This is a genomic window from Promicromonospora umidemergens, from assembly GCF_024171995.1.
Taxonomy (GTDB): Bacteria; Actinomycetota; Actinomycetes; order Actinomycetales; family Cellulomonadaceae; genus Promicromonospora; species Promicromonospora umidemergens.
Genome location: NZ_JAMTCT010000015.1, coordinates 155,667 through 175,363, shown reverse-complemented (window position 1 = coordinate 175,363; position 19,697 = coordinate 155,667). Strand labels below are relative to the sequence as shown.

18 protein-coding genes and 1 rRNA gene are annotated in these 19,697 nt (G+C 71.5%); 15 read left to right on the top strand and 4 right to left on the bottom strand.

The window, feature by feature from the left end:
• Nucleotides 1-68: 68 nt before the first annotated feature.
• The 5 genes from rrf (at nucleotide 69) to APR04_RS21140 (ending at nucleotide 4,285) form a co-directional block, all read left to right on the top strand.
• Nucleotides 69-185 (top strand): 5S ribosomal RNA (gene rrf / locus APR04_RS21160).
• A gap of 150 nt (nucleotides 186-335) precedes the next feature.
• On the top strand, nucleotides 336-632 hold the full coding sequence (gatC, locus tag APR04_RS21155) for an Asp-tRNA(Asn)/Glu-tRNA(Gln) amidotransferase subunit GatC (protein WP_253873965.1): 297 nt from the start codon (nucleotides 336-338) through the stop codon (nucleotides 630-632).
• A gap of 14 nt (nucleotides 633-646) precedes the next feature.
• Nucleotides 647-2,173, top strand: a complete 1,527-nt coding sequence (gatA, locus tag APR04_RS21150; protein WP_253873963.1) for an Asp-tRNA(Asn)/Glu-tRNA(Gln) amidotransferase subunit GatA — start codon at nucleotides 647-649, stop codon at nucleotides 2,171-2,173.
• Nucleotides 2,170-3,690 carry an Asp-tRNA(Asn)/Glu-tRNA(Gln) amidotransferase subunit GatB gene (gene gatB, locus APR04_RS21145; RefSeq protein ID WP_253873961.1) on the top strand — a complete coding sequence of 507 codons (1,521 nt, stop codon included), beginning with the start codon at nucleotides 2,170-2,172 and terminating at the stop codon, nucleotides 3,688-3,690. The genes gatA and gatB overlap by 4 nt, the downstream gene beginning before the upstream one ends.
• A gap of 10 nt (nucleotides 3,691-3,700) precedes the next feature.
• Nucleotides 3,701-4,285 carry a GNAT family N-acetyltransferase gene (locus tag APR04_RS21140; RefSeq protein WP_253873959.1) on the top strand — a complete coding sequence of 195 codons (585 nt, stop codon included), beginning with the start codon at nucleotides 3,701-3,703 and terminating at the stop codon, nucleotides 4,283-4,285.
• Nucleotides 4,286-4,349: 64 nt separating this feature from the next.
• Here the strand turns inward: APR04_RS21140 and APR04_RS21135 are convergent, their stop codons facing one another.
• On the bottom strand, nucleotides 4,350-4,784 hold the full coding sequence (locus APR04_RS21135) for a CBS domain-containing protein (RefSeq protein ID WP_253873957.1): 435 nt from the start codon (nucleotides 4,782-4,784) through the stop codon (nucleotides 4,350-4,352).
• A 171-nt stretch (nucleotides 4,785-4,955) separates the two neighbouring features.
• Complete coding sequence (locus APR04_RS21130) at nucleotides 4,956-5,855, bottom strand: glycoside hydrolase family 11 protein (RefSeq protein ID WP_301312773.1); 900 nt, start codon at nucleotides 5,853-5,855, stop codon at nucleotides 4,956-4,958.
• Nucleotides 5,856-6,264: 409 nt separating this feature from the next.
• Here APR04_RS21130 and ilvD point away from each other — a divergent pair, with 409 nt between their 5' ends.
• From ilvD to APR04_RS21105, 5 genes are all read left to right on the top strand, one after another.
• A complete protein-coding gene (ilvD, locus tag APR04_RS21125) occupies nucleotides 6,265-8,127 on the top strand; it encodes a dihydroxy-acid dehydratase (RefSeq protein WP_253873955.1) in 1,863 nt (620 codons plus the stop codon).
• A 144-nt stretch (nucleotides 8,128-8,271) separates the two neighbouring features.
• A complete protein-coding gene (locus APR04_RS21120; RefSeq protein WP_253873953.1) occupies nucleotides 8,272-8,943 on the top strand; it encodes a 4a-hydroxytetrahydrobiopterin dehydratase in 672 nt (223 codons plus the stop codon).
• A gap of 158 nt (nucleotides 8,944-9,101) precedes the next feature.
• Nucleotides 9,102-9,833 (top strand): ABC transporter permease, encoded by a 732-nt coding sequence (locus APR04_RS21115; RefSeq protein ID WP_253873951.1) that lies wholly within the window; start codon nucleotides 9,102-9,104, stop codon nucleotides 9,831-9,833.
• Nucleotides 9,826-10,683, top strand: a complete 858-nt coding sequence (locus APR04_RS21110; RefSeq protein WP_253873949.1) for an ABC transporter permease — start codon at nucleotides 9,826-9,828, stop codon at nucleotides 10,681-10,683. Before APR04_RS21115 ends, APR04_RS21110 begins: the two co-directional genes overlap by 8 nt.
• Entirely contained in the window at nucleotides 10,680-11,645 is a 966-nt protein-coding gene (locus APR04_RS21105; RefSeq protein ID WP_253873947.1) for an ABC transporter ATP-binding protein, read from the top strand. Before APR04_RS21110 ends, APR04_RS21105 begins: the two co-directional genes overlap by 4 nt.
• Nucleotides 11,646-11,661: 16 nt before the next feature.
• Here the strand turns inward: APR04_RS21105 and APR04_RS30655 are convergent, their stop codons facing one another.
• Complete coding sequence (locus tag APR04_RS30655; RefSeq protein WP_308292378.1) at nucleotides 11,662-12,975, bottom strand: cytochrome P450; 1,314 nt, start codon at nucleotides 12,973-12,975, stop codon at nucleotides 11,662-11,664.
• 50 nt (nucleotides 12,976-13,025) lie between these two features.
• On the bottom strand, nucleotides 13,026-13,601 hold the full coding sequence (locus tag APR04_RS21095; RefSeq protein ID WP_253873945.1) for a Uma2 family endonuclease: 576 nt from the start codon (nucleotides 13,599-13,601) through the stop codon (nucleotides 13,026-13,028).
• 127 nt (nucleotides 13,602-13,728) lie between these two features.
• Here APR04_RS21095 and APR04_RS21090 point away from each other — a divergent pair, with 127 nt between their 5' ends.
• From APR04_RS21090 to APR04_RS21070, 5 genes are read left to right on the top strand one after another with little or no spacing between them, the layout of a single operon-like run.
• The gene (locus APR04_RS21090; protein WP_253873943.1) at nucleotides 13,729-14,913 is read left to right on the top strand and encodes a 3-oxoacyl-ACP synthase III family protein; all 1,185 of its coding nucleotides are present in this window, start codon (nucleotides 13,729-13,731) and stop codon (nucleotides 14,911-14,913) included.
• Nucleotides 14,910-15,698: a glycosyltransferase family 2 protein gene (locus APR04_RS21085; RefSeq protein WP_253873941.1), complete on the top strand. Its 789-nt coding sequence runs from the start codon at nucleotides 14,910-14,912 to the stop codon at nucleotides 15,696-15,698. Before APR04_RS21090 ends, APR04_RS21085 begins: the two co-directional genes overlap by 4 nt.
• On the top strand, nucleotides 15,695-16,969 hold the full coding sequence (locus tag APR04_RS21080; protein ID WP_253873939.1) for a cytochrome P450: 1,275 nt from the start codon (nucleotides 15,695-15,697) through the stop codon (nucleotides 16,967-16,969). The genes APR04_RS21085 and APR04_RS21080 overlap by 4 nt, the downstream gene beginning before the upstream one ends.
• Nucleotides 16,966-18,672 (top strand): class I adenylate-forming enzyme family protein, encoded by a 1,707-nt coding sequence (locus APR04_RS21075; protein WP_253873937.1) that lies wholly within the window; start codon nucleotides 16,966-16,968, stop codon nucleotides 18,670-18,672. Before APR04_RS21080 ends, APR04_RS21075 begins: the two co-directional genes overlap by 4 nt.
• Entirely contained in the window at nucleotides 18,669-19,643 is a 975-nt protein-coding gene (locus tag APR04_RS21070) for an NAD-dependent epimerase/dehydratase family protein (RefSeq protein ID WP_253873935.1), read from the top strand. Before APR04_RS21075 ends, APR04_RS21070 begins: the two co-directional genes overlap by 4 nt.
• The last annotated feature ends 54 nt before the right edge of the window (nucleotides 19,644-19,697 follow it).

Below are 19,697 nucleotides of genomic sequence, written 5' to 3'. Positions count from 1 at the left end.
CTCACCACACCACCCTTGAAAGGGGTTGGGTTGGTGGGTGGAGACGGGTTTTGCCTTCTCGATAGTGTTACGGTGGTCATAGCGTGGGGGAAACGCCCGGTCCCATTCCGAACCCGGAAGCTCAGCCCTACAGCGCCGATGGTACTGCCCTGGAGACGGGGTGGGAGAGTAGGACGCCGCCGGACAACCATTCCCAGCAGGGGATGGAACCCGCACAACCCTCCGGGGTAGTGCAGGTTCCATCCCCTGACTGCATTTCCGAGGTTGCAGGGATTTCACAGTAGACGCAGGGGAATCCGGGAGATCGAACGGCGTCCGGCGACTAGACTTGCGGCATGTCCACCATCTCCCGTGACGAGGTTGCGCGCGTGGCTGCGCTGGCACGGATCGACCTGCGACCCGACGAGGTCGCCCGCCTGGCCGGTGAGCTCGACGTGATCGTCGAGTCCGTCGCTCGCGTGAGCGAGGTCGCTACCGCAGACGTGCCTGCAACGAGCCACCCCCTCCCGCTGACGAACGTGTTCCGTGACGACGTGCCGGAACCCGCCCTGCCGATCCAGGACGTCCTGGCCGGCGCCCCGCAGCAGGAGAACGGACGGTTCGCCGTTCCGCAGATCCTCGGCGAAGAGTGATGGGAACCAACGACATGACACAGGACATCACCCGGCTCAGCGCCGCCGACCTCGCGTCGGCACTGAGGAACAAGGACGTCACCAGCGTCGAGGCCACGCAGGCCCACCTGGACCGCATCGCCGCCGTCGACGGGGACCTGCACGCGTTCCTGCACGTCTCCTCCGAGGAGGCGCTGGCGACCGCCGCGGAGGTCGACGCGAAGCGCGCGGCGGGCGATGAGCTGCACCCGCTCGCCGGCGTGCCGATCGCGGTCAAGGACGTCGTGGTGACCAAGGGCCTGCCCACCACCGCGGGATCAAAGATCCTCGAGGGCTGGATCCCGCCGTACGACGCGACCCTCGTGGAGCGCATCAAGGCCGCTGGCCTGCCGATCCTCGGCAAGACCAACATGGACGAGTTCGCCATGGGGTCGTCGACCGAGCACTCGGCGTACGGCAACACGAAGAACCCGTGGGACCTCGACCGCATCCCGGGTGGCTCCGGTGGTGGCTCCGCCGCCGCGGTCGCCGGCTTCGAGGCGCCGCTCGCGATCGGTACCGACACCGGCGGTTCGATCCGCCAGCCGGGCGCCGTCACCGGCACCGTCGGGGTCAAGCCCACCTACGGCGGGGTCTCCCGGTACGGCCTGATCGCCATGGCCTCCTCGCTCGACCAGGCAGGCCCCGTGAGCCGATCGGTGCTCGACGCAGCGCTGCTGCACGAGCTGATCGGTGGCCACGACCCGCACGACTCGACGTCGATCAACGAGCCGGTTCCCGGCGTCGTCGCCGCTGCTCAGCAGGGTGCAAAGGGTGATCTGAAGGGCCTGCGCGTCGGCGTCGTCAAGGAGCTCTCCGGCGAGGGCTACCAGGCCGGCGTGTCCGCTCGGTTCGACGAGTCGCTCGACCAGCTGCGGTCGCTCGGCGCCGAGATCGTCGAGGTCTCCTGCCCGAGCTTCGGCTACGCGCTGGACGCCTACTACCTGATCATGCCCGCTGAGGCCTCCAGCAACCTGGCCAAGTTCGACGGCATGCGGTTCGGCCTGCGCGTCGAGCCCACCGACGGGCCGGTCACCGCCGAGCGCGTCATGGGCGCCACGCGTGGCGCGGGCTTCGGCGACGAGGTCAAGCGCCGCGTCATCCTCGGCACGTACGCCCTGTCGGCCGGCTACTACGACGCCTACTACGGCAGCGCGCAGAAGGTCCGCACGCTGATCCAGCGCGACTTCGCCGCGGCGTTCGAGCAGGCTGACGTCCTGGTCTCGCCCACGGCGCCGACCACGGCGTTCAAGTTCGGCGAGAAGCTGGACGACCCGCTCGCGATGTACCTCAACGACATCGCGACGATCCCCGCGAACCTTGCCGGTGTCCCCGGCATGTCTCTGCCCAACGGCCTGTCCGACGACGGCCTGCCCGTCGGGTTCCAGATCCTGGCGCCCGCCAAGGCGGACGACCGGCTGTACCGCGTGGGCGCTGCCCTCGAGGCGGCCCTGGAGTCCCGCTGGGGCGGGCCCATCCTGAACCAGGCACCCGAACTCAAGACCACGGAGCTTGCCCGATGACCGCCCAGACTTCCGCGACGGCGCCGAAGCTCGTCGCCTACGAGGACGCTGTCCGCCGTTACGACCCGGTGCTGGGTATCGAGGTGCACGTCGAGCTCGGCACGCTCACCAAGATGTTCTGCGCGGCCGAGGTCGCCTACGGCGGCGAGCCCAACACCCAGGTGACGCCGGTGAGCCTCGGGCTGCCGGGTGCGCTGCCGGTGGTCAACGGGAAGGCCGTCGAGTACGCGATCCGGATCGGCCTCGCCCTGAACTGCTCGATCTCGGAGAACTGCCGGTTCGCCCGGAAGAACTACTTCTATCCGGACGTCCCCAAGAACTTCCAGACGTCGCAGTACGACGAGCCGATCGCCTTCGACGGCTGGATCGACATCGAGCTGGACGACGGCGAGGTGTTCCGCGTCGAGATCGAGCGCGCGCACATGGAGGAGGACGCCGGCAAGAACACCCACGTGGGTGGACTGACCGGCCGGATCCAGGGCGCCGAGTACTCGCTCGTGGACTACAACCGCGCGGGCATCCCCCTCGTGGAGATCGTGACGCGGCCCATCGAGGGCGCTGGCGAGCGCGCTCCCGAGGTGGCGCGCGCCTACGTGCAGACGCTGCGCGACATCTTCCGCTCGCTCGACGTCTCCGAGGCGCGGATGGAGCGCGGCAACGTCCGTGCGGACGTGAACCTGTCGCTCCGTCCTACTCCTGAGTCGCCCCTCGGCACCCGCACCGAGACCAAGAACGTCAACTCGTTCCGGTCGATCGAGCGTTCGGTCCGCTACGAGGTGTCCCGCCAGGCGGGCGTGCTCGACGCCGGCCACACGGTCATCCAGGAGACGCGGCACTTCCACGAGGAGGACGGCACCACGTCGTCGGGCCGCGTGAAGTCGGACGCCGAGGACTACCGCTACTTCCCCGAGCCTGACCTGGTGCCGGTGGCACCGAGCCGCGAGTGGGTCGAGGAGATCCGGGCGACGCTCCCGGAGATGCCGGTGGCACGCCGCCGTCGGCTCCAGACGGACTGGGGATACGCCGACGCCGAGATGCGCGACGTGGTCAACGCGGGCGCCATCGACCTCATCGAGGCGACCGTCGCCGCGGGCACCAGCGCCGCGGGCGCGCGCAAGTGGTGGATGGGCGAGCTGGCTCGTCGCGCCAAGCAGGACGAGATCATGCTCGAGGACCTCGTCGTCACCCCCGCGCAGATCGCGCAGCTCCAGGGCCTCGTCGAGTCGGGACGCATCAACGACAAGATCGCGCGCCAGGTGCTCGAAGGCGTGCTCGCCGGCGAGGGCGACCCGGAGGCCGTGGTCGTGTCGCGCGACCTCGAGATCGTGTCCGACGACGGCCCGCTGCTCGCCGCGATCGACGACGCCCTGGCCGCTCAGCCCGACATCGTCGAGAAGGTCCGCGGCGGCAACCAGGGCCCGGTCGGCGCGATCATCGGCGCGGTCATGAAGGCGACGAAGGGCCAGGCCGACGCGAAGCGGGTCCGCGAGCTGGTGCTCGATCGGATCGGCTCGTGAGGCTCGTCAGGTGACCCGCGGGCCCCTCCTGCACGGCGAGATGATGCGGTTGCGCCCCATCGAGGCGCGCGACTCGGAACGCCTGTGGGAGGCAGTCCAGGATCCGGAGGGGACTCGGCTGACCGGGACCACTGCCGTCTTCACACGGGACCAGATCGACGAGTGGGCGGCCACGGTCAGCGACCGGCCCGGCCGGTACGACTGGGCGATCTGCCCGGCCGCGGAGCGGGACGGCAAGCCGGTCAGCGACGAGCTGATCGGCGAGATCGTGCTCAACGACCTCGACGAGGACGTCCGCTCGGCGAACCTCCGGCTCCAGCTGCTACCGAACTATCGGGGTCGCGGGTACGGCAGGGAGGCCATCGCCGAGGTGCTCCGGTTCGCGTTCGACGGTGGCGACGGCGAGCCGGGGCCGGGCCTGCACCGCGTGAGCCTGGACGTGCTCAGCATCAACCCGCGCGCCCAGGCGCTGTACGAGTCGCTCGGCTTCCGTGTGGAGGGTCGCCTGCGGGACATCTACCGCGACGGCGACACCTGGGCCGATGCCATCGTGATGAGCGTCCTCGAGGACGAGTACCGGGCCATGCAGGACTGATGCGGCAGGACTGATGCGGCCGGGTCGGCCGGGCTGAGCAGCCCGGCCGACCCGGCGTCCTTGGCTACGGGCCGCCCGCGATGTAGGCGGTCAGCTGGTCGCGCTCGGCCTGCACCTCGGCGATGCGGTGCTTGACCACGTCGCCGATGCTCACGATCCCGGTCAGCCGGCCATCCACGAGCACGGGGACGTGCCGGACCCGGTGCTCCGTCATCACCGGCATCAGCTCGTCGAGGGTGGCTTCCGGTCCGCACGTGTGCACGGCGGCGGTCATGATCGCCTCCACGGTGCCGTCCAGCACGCCGTCCCCGTCCGAGCGCAGCCGACGGACGACGTCACGCTCGCTGACGATCCCGTCGACGCTCACGCCGTCGTCGGACACCACGACGGCGCCTATGCCGTGCTGGGCGAGAAGAGCGAGCAGGTCACGCACGCTCCGGTCCCTGGAGATGGTGACCACCGAGCTGCCCTTGCGCCGCAATGCCTCTGTCACCCGCATTCGAGCACCTCCATCACGTGCACGCCGGAGTCCGCGTCATTGCGGGCTCCTGCTACGACCGTACGGCACGGTGCGGGGTTCAGGTAGTGGGAGAGCGCCTGCCCGGAGGCAGGGGGACGGGATGCGCCGCCGCTGACGCATCCCGTCCCGGCTATCGGGGCCCGTACGTCATCAGCACGTGGCCGTCGGCAGGGAGCTGCTGCCGTTCTTGTAGACGGTGATGCCGAAGCTGTTGCCGGCGCCGTTCGGCGTGGCGGTCAGCGTGCCGGTGCTCCCGGTGACGTTGGCGTTCCAGCTGTTCTGCAGGGACTGCCCGCCGGAGAGATTGATCCTCGTCGTCCAGCTGCTGGTCCCGTTGACCGAGAGGTTCACGTTGAACCGGTCGCCCCACTCCTGACCCCTGGTCACGTCGACGGTGCAGGAGGTGCCGCCTCCGCCTCCGCCACCGCCGCCCGACGTGCCGACCGTGATGTTCGAGCTCCCGCTGCTCTGGAAACCCTCCGTGGCCATGATCTGGTAGTCGTGGTTGCCGAGGTTCATGCCCCGGGCGGCCCAGGCGTCGAAGTGGGCGCCGGCGGAGATCGTGCCACCGGTGCGCTTCTGCTGGCGCACGCTCCAGTACTGCGGGAACGTCGAGCTGTCGCCCTCGATGGACGGCTTGTTGTAGCGCATCGTCCGGTAGATGTCGTACGTACCGCCGTCGGTGGTGACGGTGCCCTGGTAGTCGCCGGTGGGCCGGTAGGTGCCCCAGCTGTCGACCACGTAGTACTCGACGAGCGGGCTCCTCGTCCACCCGTAGAGCGTGAGGTAGGAGTTGCCGGACGGGTTGAACGTGCCCGAGTAGGTGACGTTCCGGCGGGCGCCCGTCGCCCAGCCCTTGCCGGCCACGAAGTTGCCCGTGTTGCTCCACTGGGTGGAGTAGTTGCCGCCCGACCCGAGGTTCATCGAGACGGTGCCCGGGGCATCCGTCCAGAACGAGTAGAAGTAGCCGCCGTGGTTGCCGGTCTCGTTGCGGTCCACCGCCGCCGCGGGAGCGGAGGTGGCCACCATGCCTGCTGCCACCAGGGCCATCGTGGCGCCGATGCCTGCCAGCGTCCGGAGCAGGCGCCCACGCGGCGGTGCCGGTCGAGTAGTAAACGATTTCTCCGTAGTAAACGTTTTCGCCATGTCGCACCTCGTTGTACGTAGCAGTGAGCGGATACGTGCGGGAGCGGGCCGGGTCCTGAACAGCGGCGTCCAGGTGGCCGGCATCCGTGCGGGCGGGCTGCGATGTCTCGACGTCAGCAACCTGCCGAGAACCAAGTCTGCACATGCCCCATGGCCAGGTCAAGGGTGGCGCTTTGCTCATTTTTGCCGCAATGTCAGCGGAGGGCCACCCTGTGGACGTCCGCTGCCGTGGGCGGCATGCCGGAGGTAGCGTGCGGAGGCCGCTTGCCTTGCACAGAGCGCGGCCACCCAGCATCGAAGGAGCTGAACTGTCATGAGTCGTCCCCTGCGCTCCCGGACGTCCACCCACGGTCGCAACATGGCCGGAGCCCGCGCGCTGTGGCGCGCCACGGGCATGGGTGCCGACGACTTCGGGAAGCCGATCATCGCGATCGCGAACTCGTACACGCAGTTCGTGCCAGGGCACGTCCACCTCAAGGACATGGGCGACCTCGTGGCGTCGGCGATCCGTGAGGCGGGCGGCGTCGCCAAGGAGTTCAACACGATCGCCGTCGACGACGGCATCGCGATGGGCCACGCCGGGATGCTCTACTCGCTGCCCAGCCGCGACCTCATCGCCGACTCGGTCGAGTACATGGTGCAGGCGCACACGGCCGACGCCCTCGTGTGCATCTCGAACTGCGACAAGATCACGCCCGGCATGCTGAACGCCGCGCTGCGGCTCAACATCCCGGTGGTCTTCGTGTCCGGCGGCCCCATGGAGGCAGGCAAGGCGGTGGTGGCCGACGGCGTCGCGAAGACCCCGCTCAACCTGATCAACGCGATCAACTACTCGGCCGACGAGAACGTCGACGACGCTGCGCTCGGCCTGGTCGAGGAGAACGCCTGCCCCACCTGCGGCTCGTGCTCCGGGATGTTCACCGCGAACTCGATGAACTGCCTCACCGAGGCGCTGGGGCTGTCGCTCCCGGGCAACGGCTCGACGCTCGCGACGCATGTCGCCCGCAAGGAGCTGTTCCTCGAGGCCGGCCGCACCGTCGTCGACCTCGCTCGCCGGTACTACGAGAACGAGGACGACAGCGCAGCGCCCCGCGGGATCGCGACCAAGGCCGCGTTCGCCAACGCGATGACGCTCGACGTCGCCATGGGTGGCTCCACCAACACGGTGCTGCACGTCCTCGCGGCGGCCCAGGAGGCGGAGGTCGACTTCACGCTCGCCGACATCGAGGGCATCAGCCGCCGGGTGCCGTGCCTGTCGAAGGTCGCGCCCAACCACCCGGACTACCACATGGAGGACGTCCACCGGGCGGGCGGCATCCCCGCGCTGCTCGGCGAGCTCGACCGGGGCGGTCTGCTGGACCACGACGTCACCTCTGTGCACACGCCCACGCTGCGCGCGTGGCTCGACGACTGGGACGTGCGCGGTGGCAAGGCCACCGAGCGGGCTCTCGGCCTGTTCCACGCGGCACCCGGCGGCGTGCGCACCACCAAGGCGTTCTCCACGAACAACCAGTGGGAGTCGCTCGACACGGACGGTGCGGGCGGCTGCATCCGCGCCGTCGAGCACGCCTACACCGTGGAGGGCGGGCTCGCGGTGCTGCGCGGCAACCTCGCCGAGGACGGCGCCGTCTTCAAGACGGCGGGCGTCGACCCCGACGTGTTCCACTTCGTGGGCAAGGCGCTGGTCTGCGAGTCGCAGGACGAGGCCGTCGAGAAGATCCTGACCAAGCAGGTCGAGCCCGGCCACGTCGTGGTCGTGCGTTACGAGGGCCCTGCCGGCGGACCGGGCATGCAGGAGATGCTCTATCCGACCTCCTACATCAAGGGCCGTGGCCTGGGCAAGGTCGTCGCGCTCATCACCGACGGCCGGTTCTCGGGCGGGTCCAGCGGCATCTCGGTGGGGCACGTCTCTCCGGAGGCCGCCGCGGGAGGCACGATCGGGCTGGTCGAGGACGGCGACGAGATCGAGATCGACGTCGAGACCCGCAAGATCCGGATCAACGTGCCCGACGATGTACTCGCGGAGCGCCGCGCCAAGATGGAGTCCTCGGAGCGTCCGTGGGAGCCTGTCGCGCGCGACCGGTACGTGTCGCCGGCGCTGCAGGCCTACGCGGCCCTGGCGACGTCGGCCGACCGGGGTGCGGTCCGGGACGTGGCACGGCTCAAGCGGAGCTGACCTGAACGGGCGCGGCACCCGGACCGGGTGCCGCGCCCGACCTCCTGCATCCCCCGCACCTGCCGTGGCGGACGACGACGTTCGAGTGTCAGTGCCTCGTGCCATGGTGGTGAGACCCGGACCACCCGACACAGGGAGCGACTCATGACCGATGCGATCACCGCCGCCGAGTTCACCGCGGACGCCGGTACCGGTGACTGGCGGGTGGTGCGAAGATCTGCGCTCGCGCGGTTCGCCACCGGTTCGTTCACGCGGGGCGTGCGGCTGGTCAACCGCATCGGTGCCCTCGCGGAGGCCGCGAACCACCATCCTGACGTCGACCTGCGGTACGGGGCTGTCACGGTGCGGACCTGGTCGCACGACGTCGGAGGGCTGTCCGCGCGGGATGTCGCGCTGGCGCGGGACATCTCGATGGCCGCCCGCGAGCTCGACGTCGCGGCGGACACGGTGGGCGTCCGGGACGTCACGATAGGCATCGACGCGATCGTCGGCCCCGAGGTCCAGCCGTTCTGGCAGGCGCTGCTGGGGTACGACGCCCAGCCGGACAGCGAGGGCAACGACGCCGCCCCGCGGCTGAGCGACCCGGACGGGCGGCTGCCCGTGATCTGGTTCCAGCAGTCCGACGAGCGACGCGAGCAGCGGGGCCGCATCCACCTGGACGTGTGGGTGCCGTACGACGAGGCCGAGCAGCGGGTGGCCGCGGTGGTCGCGGCGGGTGGCCGGCTCGTCACCGACGAGTACGCGCCGTCGTGGTGGGTGCTGGCCGACGCCGAGGGCAACGAGGCGTGCGTGTGCACGTGGCAGGGCGAGTTCTGACCGCTGCGATCGGATCCTCCCGTCGATAAACGGGTGAGATCTGGCCGCAGGCCGAGTAGAGTCTCGCGCTTGTGCGCCCGCTCCCGTCTCCCGCCCGGAACCCCTACTGGCGGTTCCTGGTAGCGGGCTTCCGCGGGCAGTCGGCCTACCCTCTGGCGATGCTCGCCGGCCTGGTGGCGAACGCGACGTTCGGCCTGCTCAAGGGCGGAATCATGGGTGCGGCGGTCGAGAGCGCCGGCGGTGAGCTGGCCGGGTACTCCGCGGCCACCATGGCGGCGTTCGTCTGGCTGGGTCAGGGGATGCTCGGGTCGGTGAACCTGTGGGGCGGCAGCGACCTGCAGACCCGGATCAAGTCGGGTGACGTCGCCGTCGACTTCCTGCGGCCGGTGAGCGTCCAGGCGGCGCACGTCCTGACCGACATCGGCAAAGGCCTGTTCGCCCTGCTGCCGCGCGGGCTGCCGAGCGTGGTCATCGGGATCCTGGTGTCGAGCATGGCCCTGCCGCCTTCTGCCGGCGCGTTCGCGCTCGGCCTGCTCAGCCTGCTGATCGGCATCGCGGTCTCGCACGCCTCCATGTACGCGGTGGCCACCACGGGGTTCTGGCTGGTGGAGAGCCGCGGCATCAGCGTGTTCTACATGGCGTTCTCCGGATTCTTCGCGGGCCTGTTCACGCCGATCTACCTGTTCCCGGACTGGCTGCTGACCGTCGCGCTGCTCACCCCGTTCCCGTCGATGATGCAGCTCCCGATCGACGTGCTCTCCGGGCAGGTCACCGGGACTGCAGCCTGGCAGCACGTCGGGGTGCAGCTGCTGTGGCTCGCGGTGGTGCTCGGCGTCGGGCACCTGACGACGCGGGCCGGGCGCCGCAGGCTGGAGGTGCAGGGTGGCTGAGCCGGAGCGGAACCGCAGACTCAGCCACTGGCAGGCGCTGGTTGACACGCGCGGGAGGTTCCGCGCCTACCGGGCCGTCCTCGCGAGCCGTGGGCGCTCGCAGGCGAGCCACCGGGCCAGCTTCCGCATGGACCTGGTCGGTGCGGTGCTGGTCGGGACCATCGAGTTCACCGAGCTCTGGGTGCTGTACTCGGCGACGGACCAGATCGGCGGGTTCACGCTGGCGCAGATCATGCTCGTGTTCGGCCTGTCCGACCTCGCGTTCTCCCTGGCGGACCTGGCGGCGGGACACTGCGACAACCTGCCGGTCTACGTGCGCGCCGGCACGCTCGACGTGTTCTTCCTGCGGCCGCAGCCGCTGCTCGCGCAGCTGATGACGAGCGATCTCAGCCTGCGCCGGATCGGACGCTGTCTGGTGGGCGCGACCGCGCTGACCGTGGGGCTCGTGATCAACGACATCGACTGGAGCGTCGGCACGGTCGGCCTGCTGCTGCTCGCCCTGGTCTGCGGGTTCGTCATCTTCACCGCACAGTTCGTCACCGCCGCCGGGCTGCAGTTCTTCCTGGTCAACGGCGCCGAGATGACCAACGCGTTCGTCTACGGCGGGCGGTACGCGGCCACGCAGCCCGCGAGCGTGTGGCCGCGTGGCCTGCTGGTCGTCTTCGCGGGCGTCTTCCCGGTGGCCTTCGCGGCGTACCTGCCGGTGTCCACGCTGCTCGGCATGCCCGGCCTGGCCGGGCTGCCCACGTGGCTGGGCTGGTGCGCGCCGGTCGCCGCCCTCTGGGCGGTGGTCGTCGCGGGCCTGTGCTGGCGCTGGGGCCTTCGTCACTACCGAGGAGCGGGCGGATGAACGTCATCGAGACCGAGGGACTGACCCGGGTGTTCACCGGGCGGCCGGACCCGAAGAACAAGCTGCGGCGGCGTCGGCACGTCGCGGTCGACCGCCTCGACCTGACCGTCGAGGCCGGCGAGTCGGTGGGTTACATCGGGGCGAACGGCGCCGGGAAGTCGACCACCATCAAGATGCTCGTCGGCATCCTCGTCCCCACCAGCGGCGCCGTGACCACCGTCGGGCTGCACCCGCTGAAGCAGCGGCGCGCACTCGCGCGCCGCATCGGTGTGGTCTTCGGGCAGCGCTCGCAGCTCTGGTGGGACCTGCCGGTGCGGGAGTCGTTCTCGATCCTGTCGGCGATCCACTCCCTGTCCGCGGCCGACGAGCGCAGCCGGACAGCCGAGCTGGTGGACACGCTCGAGATGGGCGGGTTCCTGGGCACCCCCGTGCGGCAGCTGTCCCTGGGGCAGCGCATGCGCGCCGAGGTCGCCGCGGCCCTGCTGCACCGGCCGGAGCTGCTGATCCTCGACGAGCCGACGATCGGCCTCGACGTCCTGTCCAAGCAGCGCCTGCGCGAGTTCCTCGTGACCCAGCGGCGCGAGCACGGCACGACCCTGCTGCTGACGACCCACGACATGGGCGACGTCGAGCGGCTCTGCGACCGGATCCTCGTGGTGGACCACGGCCGGCTCGCGTTCGACGGCACGCTCGACGGGCTGGGCCGCACCGTGGGTGCGCGGCGCGAGCTCGTGGTCGACCTCGCCACGGCGAGCCCGGACCTGGTGGACGTGGCCGGTGCCGAGCACGTGCGCAGCGAGTCCGACGGCCTGCGGCAACGCCTCGCCTTCGACCCGCAGCGCACGACGGCGGCGCGCGTGCTCGCCGCGGTCTCCGAGCGGGCCGAGGTCGTGGACCTGTCGATCACCGAGCCCGACATCGAGGACGTGGTGCGCGAGATCTACCGCGCCACCCGGAGATAGCCCAGCCGAGGCGTGCTCAGGGGCGCGAGACGACCAGCTCCGACCAGGCCGGGATCAGCACACCCCGAGCGGCCCGACGGCGGACGACGCGCAGCGGACGGTCCTCCGACCACAGCATCCGCAGCAGGGTGCCGATCTCGGCCCGGGCCAGTGCCGCTCCCAGGCAGAGGTGGCGACCGGCGCCGAACCAGAGCTGGCGGGACTCCCGAACGTACGGCCGATCGGCCCGGAACGGACCTGCCGCGGCGTTCGCCGACCACACCAGCAGCATGATCCGCTCGCCGGCACGCAGCCGTGCGCCACCCACCTCGACGTCGGCAGCCACACCCCGCCCGATCACCGACGCAGGGCTCGTCACCCGCAGCCCCTCGCGCACCACGTTCTCGACCGGATCGGCCTCACCCGGGTTCAGCAGGCGTGCGGTGCGCATGCCGCCGCCGGAGGCCTCGGGGGAGGGGCCAGCCGCACCCGTCGTGGTGCTCGCCCGGATCGCCGCGAGCATCCGGTGCTGCTCACCCGTGTCGACCAGCAGCGCGGTGGTACGGCCCATGGCGCTCGCGGCGGTCTCGGTCCCCGCGACCATGAGCAGACAGGCCAGGCCAGAGGTCTCGGTCAGCCCGAGCCCGAGCTCCCTGCACCGGCCGAGCAGGGTGTCCGACGGAGCGTCCCGCCAGCCGTCGGGGACTCCCGCCGTCAGCTCGGCGACGATGCCCCGCGCGGTCGCCACCTGGTCGGGCGTCAGGATCGTGGACCCGGCTGTGCCCAGTGCGACGGTCGCCAGCCGCTCCCCGGTCTCGAAGATCCGCAGCGCCCCCTCGTCGTCGGGCCAGGCGCCACCGTGCCCCGCGGGCCGGGGGATTCCCAGCAGGCCGATGACCATGCGGCCCACCAGGACCCGGGAGAGGTGCGCGACGTCGAGCGTGCCGCCCGAGCGCAGCACCTCGCCCGCAGCAGCGACCCGCTCGCCCCACGCGGTGTGCACGAGGTCGCGGGAGACGGCCTCCGTGAAGAGCTCGCGCGTGCGGGTGCGCAGGTCGTGGTGGCCTGCGCCGTCGAACAGGTCGAGCACCCAGTCGCCGAGGATCTGCGCCCACAGGTTCCCCACCCCGCCCTCCCCGAGGATGGTGAACGAACGGTGGTCCTGCAGGACCGCGCGAGCCACCACCGGATCCGCCGTGACCCACCCGATGCCCGGCACCTTGCGTACCGGCGAACCCTTGGCCGGCCACCGCTGGGCGGCGGTGCCCGCCAGGAGCAGGCCTGCCATCGCCGGCCGGGCACGGTAGAGGAGGCCCAGCTCGTGCCGGGTGGTGGGGAGGGTCTGGTTCACGGCCGTCACCCTATGGGCAACGGCTCCCGGCGCGGCGCCGGTTCGGCCGCTCAGCCGTACAGGCTCTGGACGTCCAGCTCGATCGGGAAAGGCAGGTCGACCTTGAGGGTGTCGCGGAAGATGCCGATCGGGACGTAGGTCCTGGTCAGGTCGTCGAGCTCGTAGACGTGGATCGTGGTCGTGGCGTTACCGTCCGCGTCCTCGACCCGCCAGAAGTGGCGGATCCCGGCCTCTGCGTACTTGTGAGGCTTGACTGCCCGGTCACGGTGCTTCGACTCGGGCGAGACCACCTCGACCGCCAGCAGGATGTCCTTGGCCTCGTACCAGGTCGCGTCGTGAGCGATTGACACGGTCGAGGCGAGCACATCTGGCTCGGGCCGGTTGTGCTTGTCCAGGCGGACGGTCATCTCGCTGTTGACCTCAATCCCATCCGGAGCCTGGGCGTCGAGGTCACGATCAAGGGCTTTGATGACACGTCGGTGCCAGTTACGTTGAGGGAACATCCTGAAGACGAGGGCTCCGTCGATCAACTCCGTGTTGCTGGGAGCTTCCGGCAGATTGTCCAGGTCCTCGGCGAGCCAGCCCTCCGGGCGCGGTGGGCGCATCCAGCCGGGAAGCTCAGTCATGGGAAACACGGTGACAACGCACAGCCGTGTTGGCATGGCTCATCGTTGCTCCTGTCGATCGCATGCCTAGACGTTAATACGTCTAGGCGTCATCGGCGCGTCGTGGGATTGCCCTACTCTGTGCCGAGTGCTCCCCGAACCGGCCGCTGTGCTGAACCCGGCACCCGCCCGACCCACCGAACCGTCCGCGTCGCCCCAGCCGGCGCCGCACCAGCACTCTCCCCGCCCCGTCGCCCGCATCGTCGACGTCGCCGTGCACCTCCCCGAGCGCACCCGGGACGTGGCCGACGCCGAGCGCGACCTGCACCGCAGGAACCCGAAGGTCGCGCCGCGGCTCCCGATGGTGTCGCGGCTGACCGGCGTGCGCCGCGTCCATGTGGCCGACGACGACCAGCAGGCCTCGGACCTCGCCGTCGCAGCGTCCCGCACCGTCCTCGACCGTGCCGGGCTGCGCCCCCAGGACGTCGACCTGCTGATCTTCGCGTCCGCCACCCAGGACATGATCGAGCCCGCCACGAGCCACATCACCGCCGCCAAGCTCGGTGTCCGTGCGCCGGTGATGGACGTCAAGAACGCCTGCAACTCCGTGCTCAACGGCATCGAGGTGGCCGAGGCGCTCATCGGCACCGGCCGGTACCGCCGCGTGCTCGTCGCCTGCGGCGAGATGCCGACACGTGGCGTCCGGTGGGACGTGCCCGACCGCCGCACGTACGCGATGTCGGCGGCCGGCTACACGATGTCCGACGCCGGGGCGGCGGTGCTCGTCGAGGCGACCGGCGCGGGGAGCGGCACGGGTGGCGCCGACGCCTTCGAGGACGACCTGGCCGCGGAGCTCGCGAGGCTGGTCGAGCCTACCGACCGGCCGTCGGGCATCCTCGCCTCGGCGTTCACCGCCGAGTCGCAGCACTGGGACGTCGGGATGCTGCCGAGTGGTGGCACGGTGAACCCGCGCGACCCGGAGCGGAGCTACTTCGAGATCGACGGTTCACGGCTGCGCGAGGCATTCCTCGCGCTCGGGCCGGGACCGGTCGGCCAGGCCCTGGACCAGGCGGGCGTGACCATGGACGACGTAGCCCTCGTCGCAGTGCACCAGGTGGCGGTCGGCTATCTCGAGGACGTGCACCGTGCGCTCGGCGTGCCGGCCGACCGCACGATCGTCACCGTGGCCGACCACGGCAACATCGCCTCGGCGACGCTGCCGCTGCAGCTGGCCACCGCGCTGGAGTCGGGCCGCCTGCGGCGCGGCGACGTCGTGCTGCTGCTCGGCCTTGCCGGCGGGATCAGCATGGGCGCGATGGTGGTCCGGTGGTGACCCGCGCTCCCGAACCGGCCGGGCGCCGCCGCCTCGCCGTCGTCGTGCCGGCGCTGAACGAGGCGCACGAGCACGGCATCCTGCGCACGCTCGAGGCGCTGCACGCGCAGGACGACGACGACTTCGACCTGGTGGTCGTGGACAACGGCTCCACCGACGGCACTCCCGACGTCGTGCGCAAGGCGATCGCGGAGTGGGGGCGGTTGCGCTGGCAGGTGGTCACCGAGGACCAGAAGGGGACCGGTGCCGCCGCCGACACCGGCATGCGTGCCGCTATCGCGCTCGGCGCCGAGCTGCTGGCCCGGACGGACGCCGACTGCTTGCCGCCGCCGAGCTGGATCCGCTCGGTACGGGAGGCGTTCGCGTCGGGCGACGAGCTCGTCGCGGGGCGCCTCGTGCCGCGCGACGACGACCTGCCCGTGTCGCGGCTCCAGCAGGGCGTCCTGTCGTTCGCGCTGTGGGCATCGAGCACGTTCGGCAAGTTCCGCCCGGGAAACCAGGACGAGGGGTACCTCGGGCCGTACGTCATGACACCCGGCTGCAACATGGCCATCACGGCGTCCCTGTACGAGCGGGCGGGCGGATTCCCGCGCACCCGGATCGAGGACGTGCACGAGGACCGCGCGCTGGTCAACGCGGTGCGGCGGCTGACCACCCGGTACGCCGAGCACCGGGCGGTGTGGGTGCGCGCCTCGACGCGCCGCGTGCACGCCTGGGGCCTGGTGCGCACGCTCGGCTGGTACGCCGACCACCGGTACCGGCCAGAGATAGTGGACATCCGATGAGTGTTGCTGTGCCAGCACGCCGCGCCGACCCGGACGCGCCCGCTCCCGAGGCGCTCTGGGAGGAGAGGGTGCAGCGGGCCGCGCATCCAGTCGCCTACCCGGCGCTACGGTCCGCGCGGAACCGGCCGGTGGTGCGGGTGCCCCGGATCGGCGTGGTGGTGAGCGACGCGGAGCTCGCCCGCGAGGTGCTGCTCGACCTGGACCACTTCTCGAAGGTGGGCCCGGGGGCGCCGTCGGACCTGTGGACGCCGGTGCTCGGACCGTCGGTGCTGCTCAACATGGAGGGCGCCGAGCACGCCGTGCTCCGGCGCGCGCTCGGGCCGCTGTTCTCGCCCCGGGCGGTCCGCGAGCTCGTGGCCGCGGACGGCGACCGCGGCGCGGGCGTGCTGCCCGACCTCACGCGGCGGCTCGCCGCCGGGGAGACCGTCGACCTGGCGGAGGCGGTCAGCGCACAGGCCGGCGCGGTGATCTGCGGGATGGTGGGGCTGCCGCCGACCGACGAGGCGGTGCGCTCGTCGATGGCTGCCGCCCAGACGATCACCGGGATGGTGCGGCTGCACCGGCACGGGCTCACCCGGCCTCAGGTGGCGCAGGCGCGCAGCGTGCTGGAGCGGCTGACGGCGCCCGCGCGAGCGGCCTATCGCGCGGGAGACCCGGCGACGGTCCCGGGACGGATGCGCGACCTTGGGCTGTCCGAGCGTGAGGCGATGGGGGCCGTCGGGGCGTTCGTGCTCACCGGGACGGAGACCATCCAGTCGTTGGTGCCGCGGCTCGTGGCCATCGCGCACGACACCGGGTGGACCGCGCGCCTGCTGGCGGACGACGCCCGGCTGCGGCGGCGTGCCGTCGAGGAGGGGCTGCGCGTCACCGTGCCGACCCCCGCGATGCTGCGTTCGGTGCGGGCCGACACGTCGGTGGGTGGCGTGCCGGTCTCGGCAGGCGACCGCGTGGTGATCGCTACCGTGAACTGCTGTCGCGCGGGTGGCGGCTTCGATCCCGACCGCTCGATCGAACCCGCTGTGCGACACCTCTGGTTCGGGGCGGGCCCGCACTTCTGCCTGGGCATGCCGCTCGCGATGGCGCAGGTCGACGCGGTGCTCGACGCGCTAGCGGCGGCGGCGACGGACGGGCTTGTGCCGGTGGTGGGACGACGCCGTGCCGCACGTGCCGTGCTGGTCCCCTCGTACAGCTCGCTGGAGATCGGCCTGCGGAGCGCGGACGGGTCCCCGAACCTCGTCCAGGCGTCGGCCCGGACGTGGGAGGCGTCGTGAAGCACCTCGTCGACGAGCTGCTGGTCGTCGCGCGAAGCACGCCCGACGTCGTCGCGCTCCGCTGGTTCGGCGGCCGCGACGGCGGGCGGGTCCGCGAGGAGGTGACGTTCGGCGGCCTTGCCGAACGGGTGGAGCGGACGGCGACCGGGCTGCGAGCGCAGGGCATGGAGCCCGGCGACCGAGTGCTGTTCAGCATCCGGCCCCGCCCGGAGGGTGTGGTCCTGTGCCTCGCGGTCCTGCGTGCGGGTGGCGCCGTGGTGTTCGTGGACCCGGGTTCGACGCCGGAGCTGTTCGCGGCGCGGATCGCGGCGGCGAGGCCGCGCTGGGCCGCGACGGAGGCGCTGCTGCACGCGGCGTCCTCGGGCCCGTTGCGGGGGATCGCGCGGTCTCGCGGCCTGCTGCTCCCGGACTACGGGCAGCTGCCGGTGCGGCACCTGTACACCGGCCGGTGGCTCCCGGGTGTGCCGCGAGGCGCTCACCGGGTGGCGAGGCTGGGGCGGGCGCTTCCCGGGACGGTTCGGGCGCTCGAGGCGGCGGAGGCGGACCGGGAGGCGCTGGTCGTCTTCACGTCCGGGACGACCTCGGACCCCAAGGCGGTGGTGCACACCGTACGCACGCTCGGCGGCATGCTCGAGCTGTTCGGGCAGGTCGGAGACCTGAAGCCGGGGCAACGGGCGCATACGGACCAGATGTTCCTCGGGCTGCCGGCGATCATCGCGGGCGGTACGTGGGAGATCCCCGCGAAGGCCCCGAAGGATGCGCCGGAGGCGTTCGCGCGCGGGGTCGCTGGGGCCGACTCCTCGTTCCTCGTGCCCGCCGACGTGACCGCTCTGCTCGACGTCCTCGAAGCAGGGAGCAAAGCCGGGAGCAAGGCAGGGCCCGCCGCGAGCGCAGCGGGTCCGGCCGTGCTCGCGGTCGGCGCGGCGCCCGTCACCGTCGCGCTGCTCGAACGTGGCCGCCGCATCCTGCCGGGCACGCGCTGGCTTGCCGTCTACGGCGCCACCGAGATCCTGCCGGCGGCGGTGACCGACGCGGACGAGAAGATCGCGGCCGCCGCGGCCGGTGATCTCGTCGGCCGTCCGCTCGGCGGCATAGGCGTGCGGATCGACAGGGCGACGTCGGAGGACTCGGAGGACCGGACGGACCGGGAGCATCCGACGGACTCCGCCGACCCGGACGACGCGCGCGAGGTGGGCGAGCTCGTGCTGACGGGACCGTCCCTGATGGCCGGCTACCTCTCCGACCTCGACGCGGGCAGGGCGCGGGCGGTCGAGCACCGCACCGGCGACCTCGCCTACCAGGACGCCGAGGGGCGGATCGTGCTCGTCGGTCGCAACCGGGACATGATCATCCGCGGGACGGTGAACATCTATCCGGGCCTGTTCGAGCCCCGGCTGCGGGAGCTGCCGGGTGTTGCTGACGCCGTGCTGGTCGGTGTTCCGGTGCCCGACGGCGACGAGCGGGTGGTGCTCGTGGTCACGGCCGAGGGCGGGACCCGGCCAGGGGGCGACCCGGAGATCCAGGCCGGCACGGAGCTGGCCCGGTCGGTTGCCGACCAGGTGGTGCGGGTCCTGGACCATGGTGCACTGCCCGACCTGGTGGTCGAGGCGTCGCACCTGCCGCTCGCGGGCCGCTCCCGGAAGCCTGATCGTCGTGCGCTGGTCAACTTGGTGACACCGCTGGCCGGTACAGTGCGCGCATGAAGGTGGCTGTGACCGGTTCGTCTGGTTTTGTTGGTGGTGCTGTGGTGCGCGATCTGGCGGCGCGTGGACATGAGGTGATCGCGTTCTCGCGCCGGGTTCCGTGCCTGCCGGTCGGCTCGCCGCATCAGGTCTCGCACCAGATCTGGGACCTCCGGGACGGGCCGCTGGCCAAGGAGGACCGACCGGAGCACGTCGACGCCGTCGTGCACTGCGGTGCCGCGGTGCGAGACGGCGGCAGCCACGCCCGCGCCTGGGTGGTCAACGTCGAGGGCACCCGCGCGGTGCGCGAGACGTTCCCGGAGGCGCGGTTCGTGCACGTGTCCTCTGGCAGCGTGTACGACCCGCGTACGCCGAGCGTCGCCGTCACCGAGGCGGAGGCGCCGTCGCACGGTTACGTCAACCCGTACGGCTCCACCAAGGCGGCCGCAGAGCGGTACCTGACGGCGGACGCCGCACGGGACGATCGTGGCCCTGTCGTCGTGCTGCGGCCGCACGCGGTCTACGGCCCCGGCGACACGACCCTGCTGCCCCGCCTCGAGTCGGCGGCGGTAGGCGCCTGGCTGCCGATCCCCGGTGGGGGCAAGGTGCGCCAGCACCTCACGCACGTCGACACCCTGGTGCTCGCGATACGCGCGGCGCTGGTGGCCGACGTCGAGCCCGAGGCAGCCGCCGGCCGGCCGCTCGTGGCCAATGTGGCGGACGCCCGGCCCGTCGACCTCCACGAGACGCTCGAGCTGCTGATGTTCGCCAGGTTCCGGCCGGTGCAGGTGGTCGGCATCCCGATCCGGCTGGCGAACGCCCTGGCCTGGGCGGGGGAGCGGGTCTCCCGGTGGACCGGCCGCGAGCCCCGGCTGTCGCGGTACACCATCAGCCACCTCGCGATGGAGCGCACCTACGACCTCACGGTGCTGCGCGAGCGGCTCGGCGTCGACCCGGCGCCGACGTCGCTGCACGGCGCGATGAGCTGGTGAGCTCCTGCGGCTCAGGCCATGTCCGACAGGGCCGGGTGATGTGTACCGAATGCC

Bases quoted from the DNA above. Each gene is read 5' to 3' on its own strand.
- APR04_RS21080 (WP_253873939.1), top strand. From the start codon at position 15,695: ATGAGTGTTGCTGTGCCAGCACGCCGCGCCGACCCGGACGCGCCCGCT.
- APR04_RS21135 (WP_253873957.1), bottom strand. From the start codon at position 4,784: ATGCGGGTGACAGAGGCATTGCGGCGCAAGGGCAGCTCGGTGGTCACC.
- APR04_RS21070 (WP_253873935.1), top strand. From the start codon at position 18,669: ATGAAGGTGGCTGTGACCGGTTCGTCTGGTTTTGTTGGTGGTGCTGTG.
- APR04_RS21095 (WP_253873945.1), bottom strand. From the start codon at position 13,601: ATGACTGAGCTTCCCGGCTGGATGCGCCCACCGCGCCCGGAGGGCTGG.
- APR04_RS21115 (WP_253873951.1), top strand. From the start codon at position 9,102: ATGCTCGCCGGCCTGGTGGCGAACGCGACGTTCGGCCTGCTCAAGGGC.
- gatC (WP_253873965.1), top strand. From the start codon at position 336: ATGTCCACCATCTCCCGTGACGAGGTTGCGCGCGTGGCTGCGCTGGCA.
- APR04_RS21130 (WP_301312773.1), bottom strand. From the start codon at position 5,855: ATGGCCCTGGTGGCAGCAGGCATGGTGGCCACCTCCGCTCCCGCGGCG.
- APR04_RS21120 (WP_253873953.1), top strand. From the start codon at position 8,272: ATGACCGATGCGATCACCGCCGCCGAGTTCACCGCGGACGCCGGTACC.
- gatB (WP_253873961.1), top strand. From the start codon at position 2,170: ATGACCGCCCAGACTTCCGCGACGGCGCCGAAGCTCGTCGCCTACGAG.
- APR04_RS21105 (WP_253873947.1), top strand. From the start codon at position 10,680: ATGAACGTCATCGAGACCGAGGGACTGACCCGGGTGTTCACCGGGCGG.
- ilvD (WP_253873955.1), top strand. From the start codon at position 6,265: ATGAGTCGTCCCCTGCGCTCCCGGACGTCCACCCACGGTCGCAACATG.
- gatA (WP_253873963.1), top strand. From the start codon at position 647: ATGACACAGGACATCACCCGGCTCAGCGCCGCCGACCTCGCGTCGGCA.